Origin of the sequence: Bacillus sp. UNC125MFCrub1.1 (assembly GCF_000701305.1) — a bacterium.
In the GTDB taxonomy this organism is placed as follows: Bacteria; Bacillota; Bacilli; order Bacillales; family Bacillaceae; genus Bacillus; species Bacillus altitudinis.
This window is the reverse complement of sequence record NZ_JNIG01000011.1, coordinates 12,849-29,131: the sequence shown is the minus strand read 5'-3', so window position 1 is coordinate 29,131 and position 16,283 is coordinate 12,849. Positions and strand designations below refer to the sequence as shown.

Annotated in this window: 19 protein-coding genes; 12 read left to right on the top strand and 7 right to left on the bottom strand. The window is 41.3% G+C overall.

The window, feature by feature from the left end; all coding sequences use genetic code 11:
* The first annotated feature begins 83 nt into the window (after nt 1-83).
* On the top strand, nt 84-1,043 hold the full coding sequence (coaA, locus tag N521_RS07520) for a type I pantothenate kinase (RefSeq protein WP_008342294.1): 960 nt from the start codon (nt 84-86) through the stop codon (nt 1,041-1,043).
* Nucleotides 1,044-1,270: 227 nt separating this feature from the next.
* Here the strand turns inward: coaA and N521_RS07515 are convergent, their stop codons facing one another.
* From N521_RS07515 to N521_RS07500, 4 genes are all read right to left on the bottom strand, one after another.
* Nucleotides 1,271-2,506: an MDR family MFS transporter gene (locus N521_RS07515; protein WP_035390745.1), complete on the bottom strand. Its 1,236-nt coding sequence runs from the start codon at nt 2,504-2,506 to the stop codon at nt 1,271-1,273.
* A 231-nt stretch (nt 2,507-2,737) separates the two neighbouring features.
* Nucleotides 2,738-3,082, bottom strand: coding sequence for a YolD-like family protein (locus N521_RS07510; protein ID WP_035390743.1), 345 nt, complete (start codon nt 3,080-3,082; stop codon nt 2,738-2,740).
* Nucleotides 3,083-3,097: 15 nt separating this feature from the next.
* The gene (locus tag N521_RS07505) at nt 3,098-4,330 is read right to left on the bottom strand and encodes a DNA polymerase IV (RefSeq protein WP_035390741.1); all 1,233 of its coding nucleotides are present in this window, start codon (nt 4,328-4,330) and stop codon (nt 3,098-3,100) included.
* Nucleotides 4,331-4,471: 141 nt separating this feature from the next.
* Nucleotides 4,472-4,921, bottom strand: coding sequence for a YfmQ family protein (locus N521_RS07500; RefSeq protein WP_024718948.1), 450 nt, complete (start codon nt 4,919-4,921; stop codon nt 4,472-4,474).
* Between the two features lie 281 nt (nt 4,922-5,202).
* Here N521_RS07500 and N521_RS07495 point away from each other — a divergent pair, with 281 nt between their 5' ends.
* Together N521_RS07495 and N521_RS07490 are read left to right on the top strand one after the other, a co-directional pair.
* Nucleotides 5,203-5,682, top strand: a complete 480-nt coding sequence (locus tag N521_RS07495) for a GNAT family N-acetyltransferase (protein ID WP_007501073.1) — start codon at nt 5,203-5,205, stop codon at nt 5,680-5,682.
* The gene (locus tag N521_RS07490) at nt 5,679-6,653 is read left to right on the top strand and encodes a GNAT family N-acetyltransferase (RefSeq protein ID WP_035390739.1); all 975 of its coding nucleotides are present in this window, start codon (nt 5,679-5,681) and stop codon (nt 6,651-6,653) included. Before N521_RS07495 ends, N521_RS07490 begins: the two co-directional genes overlap by 4 nt.
* A gap of 17 nt (nt 6,654-6,670) precedes the next feature.
* Here the strand turns inward: N521_RS07490 and N521_RS07485 are convergent, their stop codons facing one another.
* Nucleotides 6,671-7,333: an expansin ExlX gene (locus tag N521_RS07485; RefSeq protein ID WP_175580636.1), complete on the bottom strand. Its 663-nt coding sequence runs from the start codon at nt 7,331-7,333 to the stop codon at nt 6,671-6,673.
* Between the two features lie 258 nt (nt 7,334-7,591).
* Between N521_RS07485 and N521_RS07480 the strand changes: the two genes are divergently transcribed.
* The 3 genes from N521_RS07480 to N521_RS07470 all read left to right on the top strand — a co-directional run bounded on the left by N521_RS07480 (nt 7,592) and on the right by N521_RS07470 (nt 9,733).
* On the top strand, nt 7,592-7,918 hold the full coding sequence (locus tag N521_RS07480; RefSeq protein ID WP_024718944.1) for an iron-sulfur cluster biosynthesis family protein: 327 nt from the start codon (nt 7,592-7,594) through the stop codon (nt 7,916-7,918).
* A gap of 12 nt (nt 7,919-7,930) precedes the next feature.
* On the top strand, nt 7,931-8,170 hold the full coding sequence (locus tag N521_RS07475) for a YqkC family protein (RefSeq protein ID WP_008343836.1): 240 nt from the start codon (nt 7,931-7,933) through the stop codon (nt 8,168-8,170).
* A 300-nt stretch (nt 8,171-8,470) separates the two neighbouring features.
* Nucleotides 8,471-9,733: a response regulator aspartate phosphatase gene (locus N521_RS07470; RefSeq protein ID WP_035390735.1), complete on the top strand. Its 1,263-nt coding sequence runs from the start codon at nt 8,471-8,473 to the stop codon at nt 9,731-9,733.
* Between the two features lie 24 nt (nt 9,734-9,757).
* Here N521_RS07470 and N521_RS07465 read toward each other — a convergent pair whose 3' ends face one another.
* Entirely contained in the window at nt 9,758-10,687 is a 930-nt protein-coding gene (locus N521_RS07465; RefSeq protein ID WP_035390733.1) for an alpha/beta hydrolase, read from the bottom strand.
* 119 nt (nt 10,688-10,806) lie between these two features.
* Here N521_RS07465 and N521_RS07460 point away from each other — a divergent pair, with 119 nt between their 5' ends.
* Nucleotides 10,807-11,031 carry a YqkE family protein gene (locus tag N521_RS07460; protein WP_035390732.1) on the top strand — a complete coding sequence of 75 codons (225 nt, stop codon included), beginning with the start codon at nt 10,807-10,809 and terminating at the stop codon, nt 11,029-11,031.
* A gap of 174 nt (nt 11,032-11,205) precedes the next feature.
* Here the strand turns inward: N521_RS07460 and N521_RS07455 are convergent, their stop codons facing one another.
* Nucleotides 11,206-12,132: an aldo/keto reductase gene (locus N521_RS07455; RefSeq protein ID WP_035390731.1), complete on the bottom strand. Its 927-nt coding sequence runs from the start codon at nt 12,130-12,132 to the stop codon at nt 11,206-11,208.
* Nucleotides 12,133-12,300: 168 nt separating this feature from the next.
* On the opposite strand from N521_RS07455, the gene N521_RS07450 reads away from it, so the two are divergent.
* The 5 genes from N521_RS07450 (at nt 12,301) to N521_RS07430 (ending at nt 16,206) form a co-directional block, all read left to right on the top strand.
* The gene (locus N521_RS07450) at nt 12,301-12,858 is read left to right on the top strand and encodes an NUDIX hydrolase (RefSeq protein ID WP_024718940.1); all 558 of its coding nucleotides are present in this window, start codon (nt 12,301-12,303) and stop codon (nt 12,856-12,858) included.
* On the top strand, nt 12,855-14,036 hold the full coding sequence (locus N521_RS07445; protein WP_035390730.1) for a TIGR00375 family protein: 1,182 nt from the start codon (nt 12,855-12,857) through the stop codon (nt 14,034-14,036). The genes N521_RS07450 and N521_RS07445 overlap by 4 nt, the downstream gene beginning before the upstream one ends.
* A complete protein-coding gene (locus N521_RS07440; protein ID WP_008343848.1) occupies nt 14,023-14,475 on the top strand; it encodes a GNAT family N-acetyltransferase in 453 nt (150 codons plus the stop codon). Before N521_RS07445 ends, N521_RS07440 begins: the two co-directional genes overlap by 14 nt.
* A gap of 267 nt (nt 14,476-14,742) precedes the next feature.
* On the top strand, nt 14,743-14,964 hold the full coding sequence (locus N521_RS07435; protein ID WP_008344413.1) for a hypothetical protein: 222 nt from the start codon (nt 14,743-14,745) through the stop codon (nt 14,962-14,964).
* Nucleotides 14,965-15,075: 111 nt separating this feature from the next.
* Complete coding sequence (locus N521_RS07430) at nt 15,076-16,206, top strand: S8 family peptidase (RefSeq protein ID WP_008344415.1); 1,131 nt, start codon at nt 15,076-15,078, stop codon at nt 16,204-16,206.
* Nucleotides 16,207-16,283: the final 77 nt, after the last annotated feature.

Sequence of the window (16,283 nt, the reverse complement as noted above, 5' to 3'; positions counted from 1 at the left end):
TAAAGACAGCGCCTTCATTTTAAGCTACAATCGGATTATCGTCTTTTTGGTTATGAGTTTAGTTTAGATTGGTGGGAAAGACTTTGGGTGACGAACGACTAGATTTTAATACACTATATACACGCCATACGAGAGAGGCATGGGCCGCTCTTGGAGAATATATGCCGGTATCTGTTTCAGAAGAAGAAGTGAGGGCACTTCAAGGATTAAACGACTACTTATCGCTAGAAGAAGTTCGAGATATTTACATACCGCTTATTCGTTTTCTGACATTACACGTCTTTGCAGAAAAACAAAAAAATCAGCATGTCAATGCTTTTTTAAACTACCCGCATCATGCGAAAATCCCTTTTTTAATTGGGATTGCAGGAAGTGTGGCCGTCGGAAAAAGCACGACAGCACGTATTATTGAAACACTTTTATCAAGGCTTGGAGATGGGCTGAAGGTGAGTCTCGTAACAACGGACGGCTTTTTGTATCCTCAAAAAGAGTTAAAAGATCGGGGGCTGATGGAAAAGAAAGGCTTCCCGGAAAGCTATGATGTTAAAGCGCTACTTTCGTTTTTAAATGAATTAAAATCAGGGAAACAAACTGTGCATGCACCTGTATATTCACATCTGACCTATGATCGTCTTGAAGGGGTGTATGAAACAGTAGAGGATGCAGATATTGTCATCATTGAAGGGATCAATGTGTTGCAATCACCGGCACTGGATGATCTGAAGGATGAGCCGCGCGTGTTTGTATCAGATTACTTCGATTTTTCGATTTATGTAGATGCCGCTGAGACGCAAATTCAATGCTGGTATAAAGAACGGTTCCGTTTGCTGCGGGAAACAGCCTTCCAAGACCCTGAATCCTTCTTTCATCAATACAAAGATTTGACGGATGAAGAAGCAGATCAGATGGCAAGCACGATTTGGAATACAGTGAACCGGCCAAATTTATATGAAAATATTTTGCCGACAAAATATAGAGCCGATTTGATTTTAAAAAAAGGCGATCAGCATAAGGTGGAAGAGATCGCCATCCGCAGGGTATAAAGAAAACCGCTCAATTGAGAGCGGTTTTAGATTGTTGACAAAGGGCTAAAATGAACTTTATTTTAGCCCTTTGTCTTCTTTTCAGCGTGATAGAAAACCTTTGAAGTCTAGGAAGGACAGCTACTTTTACGGAGCGAATTTGACATTCGTGAGTACCAGCGCGCAGGACTGACAAAGAATGCGAGGGTTTGTCTACACGCTGAAACCGCTCAATTGAGAGCGGTTTTTTAATGACCTCCTCTTACTTTCACAGCCACGGCAGCCGCCGTTCGTTTTTTTAGGCGGTAGTATCCGATGAGTAAAAATGGAACGCCTGCAGCGGTGACAATCGCCAAGACTGAAAAAATAGAAAGGGGATGGGCTGCGCCAAATAAGTCAATACACAATCCTCCGACAAACGGTCCGACGACGCTGCCGAGCTGAGAAAACCCCATTGCGCCGAAGTATGACCCTTTCACTTCAGGTTTTGCAATATTGTCTACAAACAGATCCATCATCGCAAAGAGCAGCACTTCACCAATCGTAAACACGACAATGATGAAAGCAAGCGTACCGAGACTTTGTGAAAAAGCAATGGCAAACAAACTGCCTGCTAGAAGCACGTTCCCAGTCGTTAACGACAAAATCGTTGAATAGCGCTTAGCGATCATAATCAGCGGGTACTGAACGACAATGACAACCACTGCGTTTAAGGATAAAAGATACCCAAACAGTTTAGGGCCATCCTCAATCATAGGGGATGCCGATAAATATTGAGGCAGTGTTGAGCTTAGGTGTGAATAGCCAAATGAACATAAAGTAACGCCAATGAGGATGATGCTAAAGACCGTATCTTTCTGAATAATGGAAAGAGCTTTTTTGACGCCGATTTGTTTGGTACTTTCTGGAGCAGCCACTGGATGCTTTTGAAATTGCCATGCCAGCGTTAACCCGTACAACAAGTAAATGAGGGCAGCGACGAGAAATGGAAAAGTCGTTTTTGATGACCCGAGATATAAGCCAAGCAGCGGGCCGAAAATGACACCAATGTTAATGGCCGTATACCGTAAGTTAAAGACAAACAACCGAATGCTCGATGGGGTGACATCGGATAAGAGTGCTTTAGACGTTGGTTCAAACAGCGCCCGGCACAGTCCATTTAAAGCATTCATAAAAAAGAAGACCCAAATGGCATCTGCAAACGCGAAGCCAACAAAGACAAGTGTCCAGCCAAAGATGGATAAAAGCATGACCTTTTTTCTGCCGATTCGGTCGGAAACATAGCCGCCGTAAAAACTCGCAACAATCCCAATAAGAGAGCTGACGGCAATGATCAATCCAGCTGAAGAGGCTGAGGCGCCTTTGACTTGTGTCAAATAAACGGCTAAAAAGGGAATGCTCATGGATGTCGCCATTCGGCCAAATATCGTGCCGATGATGATCGTCCAACTAAGTGGATGTAAAGTGCGTAAGTTATTTTTCATGCTGTGTCTCCCCTGAGTTTGTAAGATGTTCCAATCATACATGAAAAATTGTGCAAATTAAATACACAATTTGATGGAGGAGTCATCCGTCAAATGACAGAGAAGCTTGAACCGTTCCGTTCATTCGAAGAGCATATGCCTCGTTTTCAAGGTTTTAAGCCTTGATGGATCATAATTTTTTCAGAAAAACGAAGCGTGTTTTTCAATGATCATGTTTTCGTTTTGCGAAAATCAATTGAGGTCGATGGCGATAATTTGATGTAAGGAAAGGTCTAGCACATCTTCGTCATTCACGATTTTCATTCGGCGTGTTTCATAATGAATGGCTTTCACCCAGCCCCAAAACTGTGCTTTCATGCCTGATGAGACATATGTCACGCAAATCGCTTGATCCTCGGTAATCGACTGTGTGATCAAAACATTCATTTCCTCTAGCTGATCGGAGCTGAGCGGTAGAGGTGTATATTCTTTTTTCTTTCGTTTTTGAGCAAGTAGTTGCTCTCGGTGCTCTGGTAGCATCATTCGGCTTGATTCCCACATGATGTTGTATCCAGGTGTTAATTTATTGGGATTCATGCTTGTTCGCCTCCGTTATTTGTAATGCCCGCCAATTTTCTCGGCGCGGTGATATGCCTGCCCTGCGCTTGTCAGTGACGAAGCATGCAATAATGCCGCAGGTCCATATTTCAGATGGATTTCATCAAATACTTTGCTGAGTTGATCTTTCTTCAAATGATGATCAAATAAAGTCAGCTGATAGTGGCTGTCAGGCTGCAGCTGTGAGAGGGTAATGCCTACACTGCGAATGGGCTGACCATCCCAGTGCTGCTGGCATAGCTGAATCGCTGCCTCTGCAATATCTGAGCCATACTGTGTCGGTGAATGAAGCTTCATTTGTCGATGAAAGCCTGTTGGATGTGAAAAATCAGCCCCTCTTACACCAACAGACACTGTTTGACCGAGATAATGCTTAAAACGTGCCCGCCGAGCGACTTCCTCACTCAATTCAAGAAGAGCGACTTTGATCTCCTCAAGAGATGCGTAATCACGGGGAAGGGTCATATGATGCCCAACGGCTTTTTGTTGATCATGTGTGTGAATAGTGACTGGAGAGGGATCGTGTCCTAAAGCTGTTCGCTGCAGAAGCTCCCCATTGATTCCCCAGCGTTTTTTTAATCGGTCTAACGGATAAGTAGCAAGTGTGCCAATAGTACTGATGCCCATTCGTTTCAAATGATGCTCCATTCGTTTGCCGACGCCAAATAATTTCCCAATGGGAAGCGGCCATAAATCAGTGGCAACCCGGTCGGCACTCAGTTCATAGATGCCGGATCTGTTTTTTTTGGCAAAATGGTCACAGGCCATTTTAGCGAGCACTTTATTAGGGCCTATGCCCACACGTGCGTAAATGCCAGTCTGGTTCATAATCGTTGTTTGTATATGTTGAGCGATCTCATGTGGAGAGCCGAATAGTGTAAGACTGCCTGTAATATCAAGAAACTGTTCATCAATGGAATATGGCTCGACAAGGTCTGTGTATTGTTCAAGCAGTTCTGTAATCATGACAGAGACATCGAGATAGCGCTGCATACGTGGACGTACGACCACTGCTTCAGGACATTTCTCCTGTGCTTCCCATAACCTTGATGCATTTTGTACGCCACGTTTCTTCGCGAGAGGGCAGGCTGCCAGGACGACTCCGCTTCTTCGTTCTGGATCTCCAGAGACAATGAGCGGCACATTCTCCAAATGAGGCGCCTCCACCTTCTCAACTGATGCATAAAATGACTGCATATCCACAAGCAGAATGGCTCGTTCATTCATTGTACTTCACCTCTTAGAACGTATGTTCTGTATCTATTGTAAACAACATGAGGTGAAATTCATACTGGTAAATCATTCAAAAGCTGTCCATACAAAAAAGACGAAGTGATGAACACTTCGTCTCGTCTGCTGCAACGATTGTTAGGCATGTGCCATGTTGTGGAATGTTTGGAGCGGTTCAGAACGCAGACGATAAGCCATCAGCTTTTTCTTTGGCTTATGTGTAAACTGCCGAACCACATCCACATGGTCATCATAATGGAATAGATAAAGGGTGACATCATGTTTCCCATGCTTTGTTTGCATAGTAAGCGGCGCTGGCCCTTCATTCGGATGAAGAAAGCGCTCTTCATCACCAGGGTAAATATAATAGCGTTCAATAAAGATCGCATCATTAAAATGTTGAATGATTTCAGATGCTCGCTGCTCATCAAGCGAACGACCTTGAAAAGTAATATTTGTTTGCTCACTTGTTACTTTAGCATGTACGGCGTAGCGGCTAAAAAGGCGCTCAACAACACCAGAAGGCAAAGAGGTGACAAGCAGCTTTAAAAGACTAAACACAACAAGCGAAATAACAACCCAAACCAATCTCATCATCTCCAATAAACATTTGTACCATTTCCTATATGAACCATCTTAACATAACAAATGAATGAAACTTTCGCACAAAAAGTGAACTTTTTGAAATAAGTGTGAAGATTTAAAAGGAGATGACGGCTGAAAGACGAAGAACCAACAAGTGAACATGAAAAAGACGGGCATACTGTCTTTACAACCATTTGATCAGACAGTAGACTATTGAAACAATCGCATTTTTGAGAAAAAACGAATCAAAGGAAAGCCAAAATGGAAAAAGGGGCGAGGCCATCATGATACGTCAAGTGAAACCGTCAGATTTTTACGCAGTCACATCCGTCATTCAAAGCTGGTGGGGAGGCAGAGATTTGCGTGCAAAATTGCCAAAGCTCTTTTTTGAACATTTCCAGCAAACAAGTTTTGTTGTCGTTGAAAAGGGAGAGCTGATCGGCTTTTTGGTTGGCTTTTTATCGCAATCTCATTCGGATGAAGCCTATATTCACTTTGTTGGCGTCCACCCAGATCACCGTAAATTAAAGATAGGCAAAATCCTCTATCAAGCTTTTTATGAAGCGGCTGAAAAGGAAGGAAGAACAACCATTAAAGCTGTCACAGCTCCTATCAATAAAGTCTCCATTGCTTACCATACAAAACTCGGGTTTCAGATAGAAAAGGGAGATAAAACAGTAGATGGCATCTCAGTCTTTTCAGATTACGATGGCATTCATGAAGACCGTGTGTTATTTGTGAAGAAGCTGGAGGCAATGAAATGATTGTTCATTTAGATCACACAATAAGTGATGTAGCAAAGCAGATCTTACATATTCAACTAGCTGCATACCAACAAGAAGCTGAACAAATTGGCTATGCTGATCTTCCGCCATTAAAAGAGACCATTCAAGATGTCATGAAAGCAAAAGAGCAATTTATTGGTTTTGAGCAACATGATCTCTTATTAGGTGTAGTCTCCTATGAAGAGCTGAAAGATTGTTTGATCATTAGTCGATTGGCTGTGCATCCAAAAGCGCTAAAGCAGGGTATTGGAACAAGACTTATGTCGACAATTATGGAGAAGAATGTCCCGATAGAACTGACCACAGGGCAAGAAAACACCCCTGCAAAAAGGCTATATGAAAAATTGGGGTTTTTTGAAACAAATGTGATTCATGTGGCAAAAGAGCTCACCCTATCAAAAATGAAATGGACACCGCGACGCAAGGTTGAGGTTGTCGAATTCAAAAAAGAATGGCATGAAGAATTCCGTCAAGAAAAGCAGCGACTCAAGCAAATCATTCAAAAGAGCTGGATAGAAGGATACCATATTGGCAGCACGTCAGTTACAGGACTTGTTGCCAAACCAATTATAGATATATTAATAGAAGTAAGCGATATAGAAGAGATTGATAGGAAAAAAGAGAGATTTGAACACCTTGGATACGAAGTGCTCGGTGAAAATGGTATAAAAGGGAGACGTTTTTTTCAAAAGGGTGGCTTGAATCGTACGCATCATGTCCATGTGTATGAAAGAAATCATCCTGATGTGAAAAGACATTTATTGTTTCGAGATTACTTAAGAGTCCACCCAGAACGAGCTGTAGCGTATGCGTCTGTCAAGGAACAATTAGCAAATCAGTATCCGGAAGATATACAAAGCTATATGGCAGGAAAGAATGAAATCATAAAAGAAATAGAAAATGAGGCATATCGCTGGGATAGAGAAGGAAGAGAGGAAGCTCTTAAATAAGCTGCCTCTTCATCTCGTTAATTAGGAAACTGAACATTGCCTTTTACAATATAGGCCTGTGAAGCAGCAGTAGACGGAAGAGCGGGTAATTGATCCTTTACTATGACCCCGCGAATATCTGTGATTCGAACAGGAAGAGATGTAGACCCCATATGAAAGCCAAGGAAATGGTTGTAGTCTGTCTTTTCCATGTTCACCCATTTTCCATCTTTGTAATATTCCATTTTCATAACCGGATATTTATGATTGCGCACTTGAATCGCAGCCCACCACTCACTGCTACCTTCTTTTATTCTGTAAGCTACATTTCCGCTAATCGGTGCTTTTATAATTTTCCAACTAATCGGGATTTTCCCATCTTCCATATTGCCAATTTTGGTAAAGGCATTAGGAGAAAGATCAAGAGCTCCTTTTGCTCCTTCTGGATATTTATCGGTTACATACACAACGGTTTTTCCTTTTGGCCCCGTTACTTCAAGGTAAGCCCCTGCAAGTGCCGCATTTACCCCTTTATAGTTATAGTCATGGGGATTTAAAGCTGTAATTTTCATGTCAGAGGGAATAGGATCTAATAAAGCGGCGCCCCCTGAGTAACCAGATCCCGTATAAGTCGCATAGCTTTCTCGTACTTCATCAAGGATAGATGCCGCTTTCATGTTTGGCATAGTGAAACTCAACATCAATATCAGCGCCCCGATAAAGCAGAGAGATAATCTTTTTTTCACGATCTAAAACCTCCTGTTTCTTCTTTTTAAAATTGATAGCGTCATCAGTATAATTCTAAAAAACAGGATGCAGAAAGAGCCAATAGATAGATATAATCCTAGTGAGAAGAGCGTGTATTTCAAAGAGTATGACTTTCGGATTTAGTCGTGTGTCATGTTTTATGGTGTTTTATGTGTTACAATGTAAGCATCAATTTAAAAAGGATGTTCGCCATGTATATTCACATCACAGAACTGGCTAAAACATATATAGAAAAACAGCAAACAGGAAACGAGACGAAGGAGTTACTGCTTCGCTACGATTCAGAAGGTTGTGGCTGTGCAGTGAGTGGCGTACCAATGCTTTGGTTAACAAGTGAAAGAACAGGTGAATGGGAACCACTTAAAAATAGCCAACATTTAAAACTATATATACACACAGCACAAAAGGTGTTTTTTGACGAGGAAATGACGATTGATTTTAATGAAAAAGCCAATACACTTATGTTGAAAAGTCCTCAACAAATACTCAGCCCGAGAATGGGTATACTTGTAAAGTAAGGTGGAAACGTAGTGGATCAAAAGCTGAAAGTGATACAAAATACGGCACAAAATAAAACGTGGGTGTCGTTTTTAAATAATAATCATCCATATAGCCTTTTGCACTGGTCAATCGGTGGAATGGATTCAGTAAAAAAGGACGTCTGGCTTCTCCAAGATGAAGTCACATTTGAAACGGAAGAATTTCCAACGCTTGAATTAGCAGTCAGTTGGATAAAAGAGAATATGGAACACGTAACAGATGTGTTATAAGCCCTTTGCTGAAGAGGGCTTTTTTTGTGCCATCATCATCTCATCAAACAGAAGAACTGTCTAATTTGAAAAATGAGATTTTTCAACGATAAAAAGTCATTTTTAACAAACATTTCGACAAAATGAGAAAAGTAGAAAGAGAAAAATAGAGACTGTTAATGCCGAAAAATCGGCAATGGAAGCGGTTATTGCGGGATACCGAAAACTTTACGAAAAACGACATTTCATATTTCTTCCATTCGAGGAAATATGATAGAATACAACATGTATCGTACATGAGGAGGGAGGTGCTAAGGTGAATTGAAGCTCAAGCTGTCATCGCCTCAGGTTGGAATCAAAATAAACGAATGGTATAGGCAGATTTGCGGATTTCATGTCATGAAAGCAGAGAAGCTAAAGGCCGAGATCGAGCAGGAAATCCTTGAGATGGAGCAAGATCAGAACTTGCTGCTTTTTTACCAGCTAATGGATTTTCGACATAAGGTCATGCTTGAATATTTTGAACCGGCAAAAAAAGCCTCAAATGATGAGGAGATTAAGAAGCTTCTAGAAACAATTGAACATTCGCAGACCAAATTAACAGATATGCTTGAATACTATGTTCATTTTTTTACAGGAATGTTTGAATTTGAACAGAGAAACTATTTGAGTGCCATTGCTTATTACCGTTCCGCAGAAAAAAAGCTCAATCTCATATCAGATGATATAGAAAGAGCAGAATTTTATTTTAAATTAGCAGAAATATACTACCACATGAAACAAACCCACTTTTCGATGCACTATGCTTTGCAAGCGTTAGATACGTACTCTGCCTACAGAACGTACACGCTGAGAATCATCCACTGTGAATTTGTCATCGGTGCAAACTATGATGATTTGAAATGCTATGAACATGCATTGCCCTACTTTAAAAATGCTCTAAAGCGAGCACGCTCAATTGGAAACCCTCGAGTCATAGGTTCGGCCCTTTTCAACTTAGGTAACTGCTATTACCAAATGAACGATCTTGCTACAGCAAGTCGCTATCTCAAAGACTCTCTTGAAGTGTTTGAAAAGGAGAATTTAACCCATCTAAATCGCTCTCTAGACCCACTATTTATGCTGACCCAAATCCTGTTTAAACAAAAACAAATAGAAGAGTCGTTAACCCTCTATCAACAAGGTATTATGAAAGCCTGTGATTTAGAAGATGAAATTTACATCTGCAAGTTTCAGTTTTTAAAAGCATTATACGTTGATGCAGAAATAAAAATCATAGACGATACATTAGATTTGTTGGAGGACAAGCGCTTATACCCAGATATTGAGGAACTGGCACTTGATGCGGCACATTATTATAATGAGCTTGGATTATTTGAAGTTTCTACCCGGTATTACGAAAGGAAAATTCAAGCCATATCAAAAATTCAAAATGGAGGTCATTTATATGAAAATGAGTTTGATAGTTCTTTTATTGGCAGCAACTGCAGGATTATCGGTCATGAGTCAGCAGCAATCGGAAGAGAGCCATATGGAGCTGGCGGGCAGACACCATACAACAGTGGTGACTATCGTATAAGTTAGCAAAAAGAGGAGACGAACGGCTGTTCATTCTCCTCTTTCATTTTGATTGAATTGAAATGCTTCCAGAAATGCTTCGACCTCTTGTTCATAGACTTCCTTATTGTCACTATAAGACATCGCATGCGCACCATGTGGCGCAATAAATAGCCGTTTATCACCCTTTTTGCGTGCGTATAACTGCTCGCTTTGCTCACAAGGGATATAGTCATCATGGAGGCTATGAATAAAAAGGATAGGTTCTTTCACCTGATCGATTACATCAAGTGGAGAAACTTGCCGAATGCTGTATCCGTCCCGCCATTTCAACACTTGATTACTTAGTGGAAGAATCCACTGTCCTGAAAGACGAAAATCTGTTTTTAATCGATACAGAAGCTGATCCTCAAAAGAAGCAAAAGGACAATCAGCGATGTAAAAATTGGCGTTTGCATCCGGTTTTGCAGCATATAATAAAGTTGTGACTGCGCCCATCGATTCTCCGTGTATCCCAATGATTGCTTTTTCCCCAAGTCTTTTTCTCAGCCACTTGACGACTTGAGCCAAATCTTCTTTTTCATAATATCCATAGCTCGTTGTTTTTCCGCCGCTCATCCCATGTCTTCTATGATCATAAAGCAGCACATTCCATCCAAGCTTTTGGAATAATTTCATATACTTCACGGAATTGATCAAACTGACGGTAACCCCGTGACAAAGAACGATGGTGCGTGTTGTATGAGGGAGCGGTACAAAATAGCCATGAAGATCGTAACCAAATGCTGAAGGAATACAAACTTTCTCTTTTTGCAGCTGTTGAAACTCCTCGTGATGATAGTGCCCTTCATCTGATTCTCGTTTGATGAGCTCTTCATCCGTTAATTTTCGTATATACATCATTTTATTGGTAAAAAAAATGCCGATTGCAGCGAGTGGAAATAATACCAAGGCGAGTATAGCGAGCCATTTCTTCTTCAAGCTGATTCTTCCTTTCCGAAGGGTTTCTATGAAGATCATACCACATGTTGGGAGTTTGGCGTGACTCTTGCTGAGCAAATAAAACGGATGATACACTAAAACAAAAGGAGAGAGGCAAAGTGAAAAAGACCAATCAAGATCAAGTAAAGCTAAAGGACGGCATAAAGGATGATGTGAAACAGCAGCTCCTTCAAATGAAGCAGAACCTGGCCGCTGAGACAAAAAAAAGAGAAGAACAAAAACGACAAGACCTCCTTCGGCAACAGAAAGAAAAAGAAAAAAATAAAAGCTTCTTAGAGCTGCTAGATGAAAGTCATTTAGACTGGAGAAAGTATAAAAGTTAAAAAAGGGAGCTGCGATGCTCCCTTTTTTATGTTATATCATTGAGATGAAAACATACTACATGAGCCTGAAAACACGTCTGACTCCCTCGTATCACTTCATTTCAGAATCGCACCACCAATAGGGTTGTACATTAAAACAAAACATAAGTGGCAAGCTGTTCTTCCATTTGTCTTCTATTGATTCAAACGATGCGTCTCATACACAGACTGTTTTGTGAAATATGACAAAGCTTTTACTTCTTGGTCGCTTAATGAACGTGCATTTGCCGCTGCCACATTTTCTTTTAACTGTTTCACCGAGCTTGCGCCAAAAACAACAGAGCTGACTGCAGAATGCTTGAGCAAGTATTGAATGGACAGCTCTGTCAGTGATAGGTCATAAGCGACTTTCTTTAACGAAGGGATGATTTGCTGGAGCTCTTCAAATGAATAGTCAAGATACCCGTTCTTTTGAATCGCCGCACTTGCTTGCGAAAGGGGTTTTTCTGTTAATAATCCTTTTGCTAAAGGACCTCTTGCCACGACACTAATGCTTTGTTCTTCAAGAAGAGAGAACCATTCTTCTGGGCGGCGGTCGAGTAAACTATATTGCATCATCACACTCACGATGTTTGATTTTTTGGCGTATTCTTTAATGACATTTGGACGGATCGACGATATGCCGTAATAGCGAATGACACCTTCTTCAACCAATTCTTCAAATGCCTCGATGGTTTCGTCAATTGGATCGTCAATTGTGCCGCCATGCAATTGATATAAATCAATATAATCTGTTTGAAGTCGTTTCAGGCTTTGTTTCACTGCCTCTTTTATATATGCTTTTGAAGGATCCCAGCTCCAGCCAGGTTTGCCTTTTTCAAAGCGGTTGCCACCTTTTGTGGCCAAAATCAGATCTTGGCGTCTGTTCTTAATGGCTTCCCCGACGATTTCCTCATTTGTTCCAAAATCATATAAATCAGCTGTATCCAAATAGTTAATCCCAAGATCAATGGCTTCATCTAATAAAGAGAGCGCTTTTTCTTTTTCAGTCCCAAGGGACATACATCCTAGTGCCGCCTCACTAACCAAGAGATCAGAGGTGCCAATTCGTCTTTTTTTCAATTCAATCACACTCCTATCCTTTCACATTAAGTGAAACAATTCTGGAATTCAAGCTAGGTGATTTCAAAAGGCGCATTGAAGCAGGCATCCGCATTTTGGCTTCTCCTAAAACATCTATGTTAAAATGAATGAAGTAAAAAGTGAAAGTAGAACGAGGAGCTGACAAAATTGAAGGACTTTGAAGAAAAAACATTATCGTCAAAAACATTATATAACGGGAAAATCATTGACTTGGTTCTTGAAGATGTAGAATTGCCGAACGGAAAACCAGGCAAACGCGAAATCATTAAACATCCAGGTGCAGTAGCAGTCATTGCACGTACAGACGAAAATAAAATCATTTTGGTCAAGCAATACCGTAAAGCACTGGAGAGAGCCATCGTTGAGATTCCGGCTGGAAAATTAGAAAAAGGAGAAGAGCCGGCACATACAGCACTGAGAGAATTAGAAGAAGAAACAGGTTATACAACTCAGGCGCTCCAAAAGCTGACCGCCTTTTATACATCACCAGGGTTTGCGGATGAAATTGTTCATATCTACCTTGCCGATCAGCTCGTCCCACTTGAAGAGAAACGAGAGCTGGATGAGGATGAATTTGTCGAAGTGATGGAAGTTTCACTAGAAGAAGCACTGCACCTCATCGAAAAACAACATATTTATGATGCGAAAACAGCCTATGCCATTCAATACTTACAATTGCAAGAGGTACTTAAGTCTACAAAATGAGGGAATTCTTTGCAGATATCCATATTCATATTGGTCGAACAAGAACAGGCAGGGCTGTCAAAATTACAGGTGCAAGGTCACTGACCATTGACCAAATTCTCATTGAAGCGTCTCAAAGTAAAGGGATGGGGATGATTGGTGTGATTGATGCACAATCTCCTGAAGTCCTAGAAGAATTGATAGAAGGTGTAGAGGAAGGCACGTACACTGAACTAAGCGATGGCGGTTTATCATTTGGAAAGACCGTTTTGCTTTTAGGCAGTGAGCTAGAAATCAATGATGACCAATCAAAAGGTCCGATTCATGTGCTTGCCTTTATGCCCACGCTTCGTAAAATGTCTGAGTTTTCCGCATGGCTTTCTCTTCATATGAAAAATGTGCATTTGAGTTCACAGCGGTTATATGTGGATGGGAGAACGCTTCAGCATAAGGTGAAGGAACTAGGGGGATTATTTATTCCTGCCCATATTTTTACGCCGCATAAAAGTTTATACGGTAAAGGGGTCAATACGTCTTTAACCGAAGTATTCGATCCAGAACTCATTGATGCTGTTGAGCTTGGCCTTAGCTGTGATACATCTATGGCCTCCCAGCTAAGTGAGCTAAACCGTTATCCTTTTTTAACAAATTCAGATGCCCATTCTTTAGGGAAAATTGCGCGGGAATATACGAAGATCCGAATGGATCATGCCTCCTTTGCTGAATTTGAGCTAGCGCTTCAAGGAAAAGATGGCAGAAACATCACTGGAAATTATGGGCTCGCTCCGCGGCTCGGAAAGTATTATCATACGACCTGTGAGAAATGCGGGGTAAGACCTGACAGTCAGGAGCAAGAAAAGTGCCAAGCATGCGGCCATACCCGAATGACAAAAGGGGTGAGTGAGCGGTTAAAGGAGCTTGCTGACCAAGAAAGTGACAAAGGAATAAGGCCTCCTTATGTTCACCAGCTTCCCCTTCATTTTATTCCGGGTGTTGGAGCCAAAACGTTAGAAAAGTTAAAAGCTGTCTTTCATACAGAGATGAATATTCTTCATCAAGCAACAGAACAAGAATTAAAAGCGGTCCTGCCTGAGAAAACAGCCGATTACATCATCAAAGCAAGAAGAGGTGAAGTTGGACTGATCGCTGGCGGAGGCGGAGTCTACGGTAAGGTGGATATCAATCATGAATCAACTTAAATGGACATGTCACACATTTGAACAACTGTCTAAAGAGGACCTTTACTTGATTTTAATGGAAAGAGTGAATGTGTTTGTTGTAGAACAAACATGTCCTTATCCTGAAATTGATCATCGTGATCAAGAGGCGCTACATGTCATCGCCAAAGAGAACGGCACGATTGTCGCTTATTGCCGCATTTTCCAAAGCGGGATCATGTACAAAGAGGCATCCATTGGCCGTGTCCTTGTGACGAAGACCGGCCGGAAAAAAGGTTACGGGAAGATCCTGCTCGATCAGGCGATAAAAAAGCTCAGTGAATTAGGCGAAACAAAGATTAAAATCCAAGCACAGGCTTATTTGAAATCGTTCTACGAATCGTTTGGCTTCGAAGCTGTCTCAGATTGTTATGATGAGGATGGAATTCCGCATCTTGATATGGTGAGAAAAGAAAGATAGGCGTGTATACGTCTATCTCAGCGTGTAGACAAACCCTCGCATTCTTTGTCAGTCCTGCGCTCCGGTGCTCACGAATGTCAAATTCGCTCTGCTCCGGTGCTCGTCCTTCCTAGACTGCAAAGGTTTTCTATCACGCTGAAAAGAAGACAAAAGGCTAAAATCAAGTACATTTTAGCCTTTTGTCAACAATTTGAGATAGACGTGTATACGTCTATCTTTTTTAGGTGCTTTCATGTATCATAACGACAACGAAAGGGGTTTTGCGAAATGGGAAAAAGCAAAGCAAAGAAAAAGAGAGAACACCTTCAAAGGCAGCACAGTCGAAATCCAGAACAATCGAGAGGAAATATGCCGCATTTTAGTACACACGAAAGAAAGACAAAAACAAAACAAGAAGCCTTGCAGCATATGATGAAAAAACATAAAGGTAGGAATGCTTATGATCGCTATGAACAGGATCATAAGCATTTTTATTTTGCTTTTTTGTGACAAGTAGATCAAATAATTGGAAAAATTTTAAAAAATAGGACAAACGGTCGTTTCTTTTTGTCTAAAAATGTAGTTAAATGACAAAAAGAAATGAAAGGGAGAGTGGGTATCGTGAAGGTCAAATCATTTGGAGCAGGGCTTTGTATGGCAAGTATGCTACTGGCATCGATGACATTCGGCGCATCAGATGTATCTGCAAAGGATCAAGCAAAAAAAGAGTATATGATCGGTTTTTCTTCTTCCGTTCAAGACAAAACACAAAAACAGCTTGTTGAAAAGGCCGGCGGTCATGTGAAAGAATCAATAGAGAAAATAGATATGATGAAAGTTTCGTTGAACGAAGCATCAAAAGAAAAACTACATCAAGCAAAAGAAGTTACTTTTATTGAGGAAGACCAAAAAGCAAAAACAAGCGGTCAAAGCGTTCCTTATGGCATCAAAAGCATCAAAGCACAAAAGGTACATAAACGAGGATATGCCGGACAGAATGTCAAAGTAGCTGTTCTTGACAGTGGAATCGACGGCAAGCATGAAGATTTACATGTAACTGGTGGTGTCAGCTTTGTTCCAACAGAGTCCGATCCGCTCGTTGACCCGCATGAACACGGAACTCACGTTGCAGGCACGATCGCAGCATTAGATAATAAAGTAGGCGTCGTTGGTGTGGCACCAAAAGCTTCGATCTATGCGGTGAAAGTGGCAGATGAAAATGGTGACGGCTACTATAGCTGGATCATTAAAGGCATTGAATGGGCGATTGAGAATGAGATGGATGTCATCAATATTAGTATGGGGGGAGCAAGTGAATCGGAGGCGCTGAAAGAAGCGGTAGATCGAGCATATGACAACGGGATTCTCATTGTCGCATCTGCAGGAAATGCTGGGAGCTACGGGTCACTTAATACGATAGATTACCCGGCCAAATACAGCTCTGTCATGGCAGTCGCATCTGTGGATCAACGAAAGCAAAGAGCCTTTGATTCCTCTGTTGGGGAAGAAGTGGAAGTATCAGCACCAGGTGTTTCAACATTAAGTACCATTCCTCATAACGAATATGGATATAAGAGTGGAACGTCTATGGCATCACCTCATGTAGCTGGTGCTGCGGCAGTCATTCTATCAAAACATCCGAATCTGACAAATGATGAATTGCGTGAAAGGCTGACAAAAACGGCAACAAAACTTGGCGAACCTTTTTATTATGGCGCTGGGCTTGTGAACGTACAAAAAGCTGCACGATAAAGGAAACGAGAAAGCGGTGTACAGCTGCTTTCTCGTTTTTCTTTTTATAAAACTGTCATGTTTCGTCTGCTCTCTCA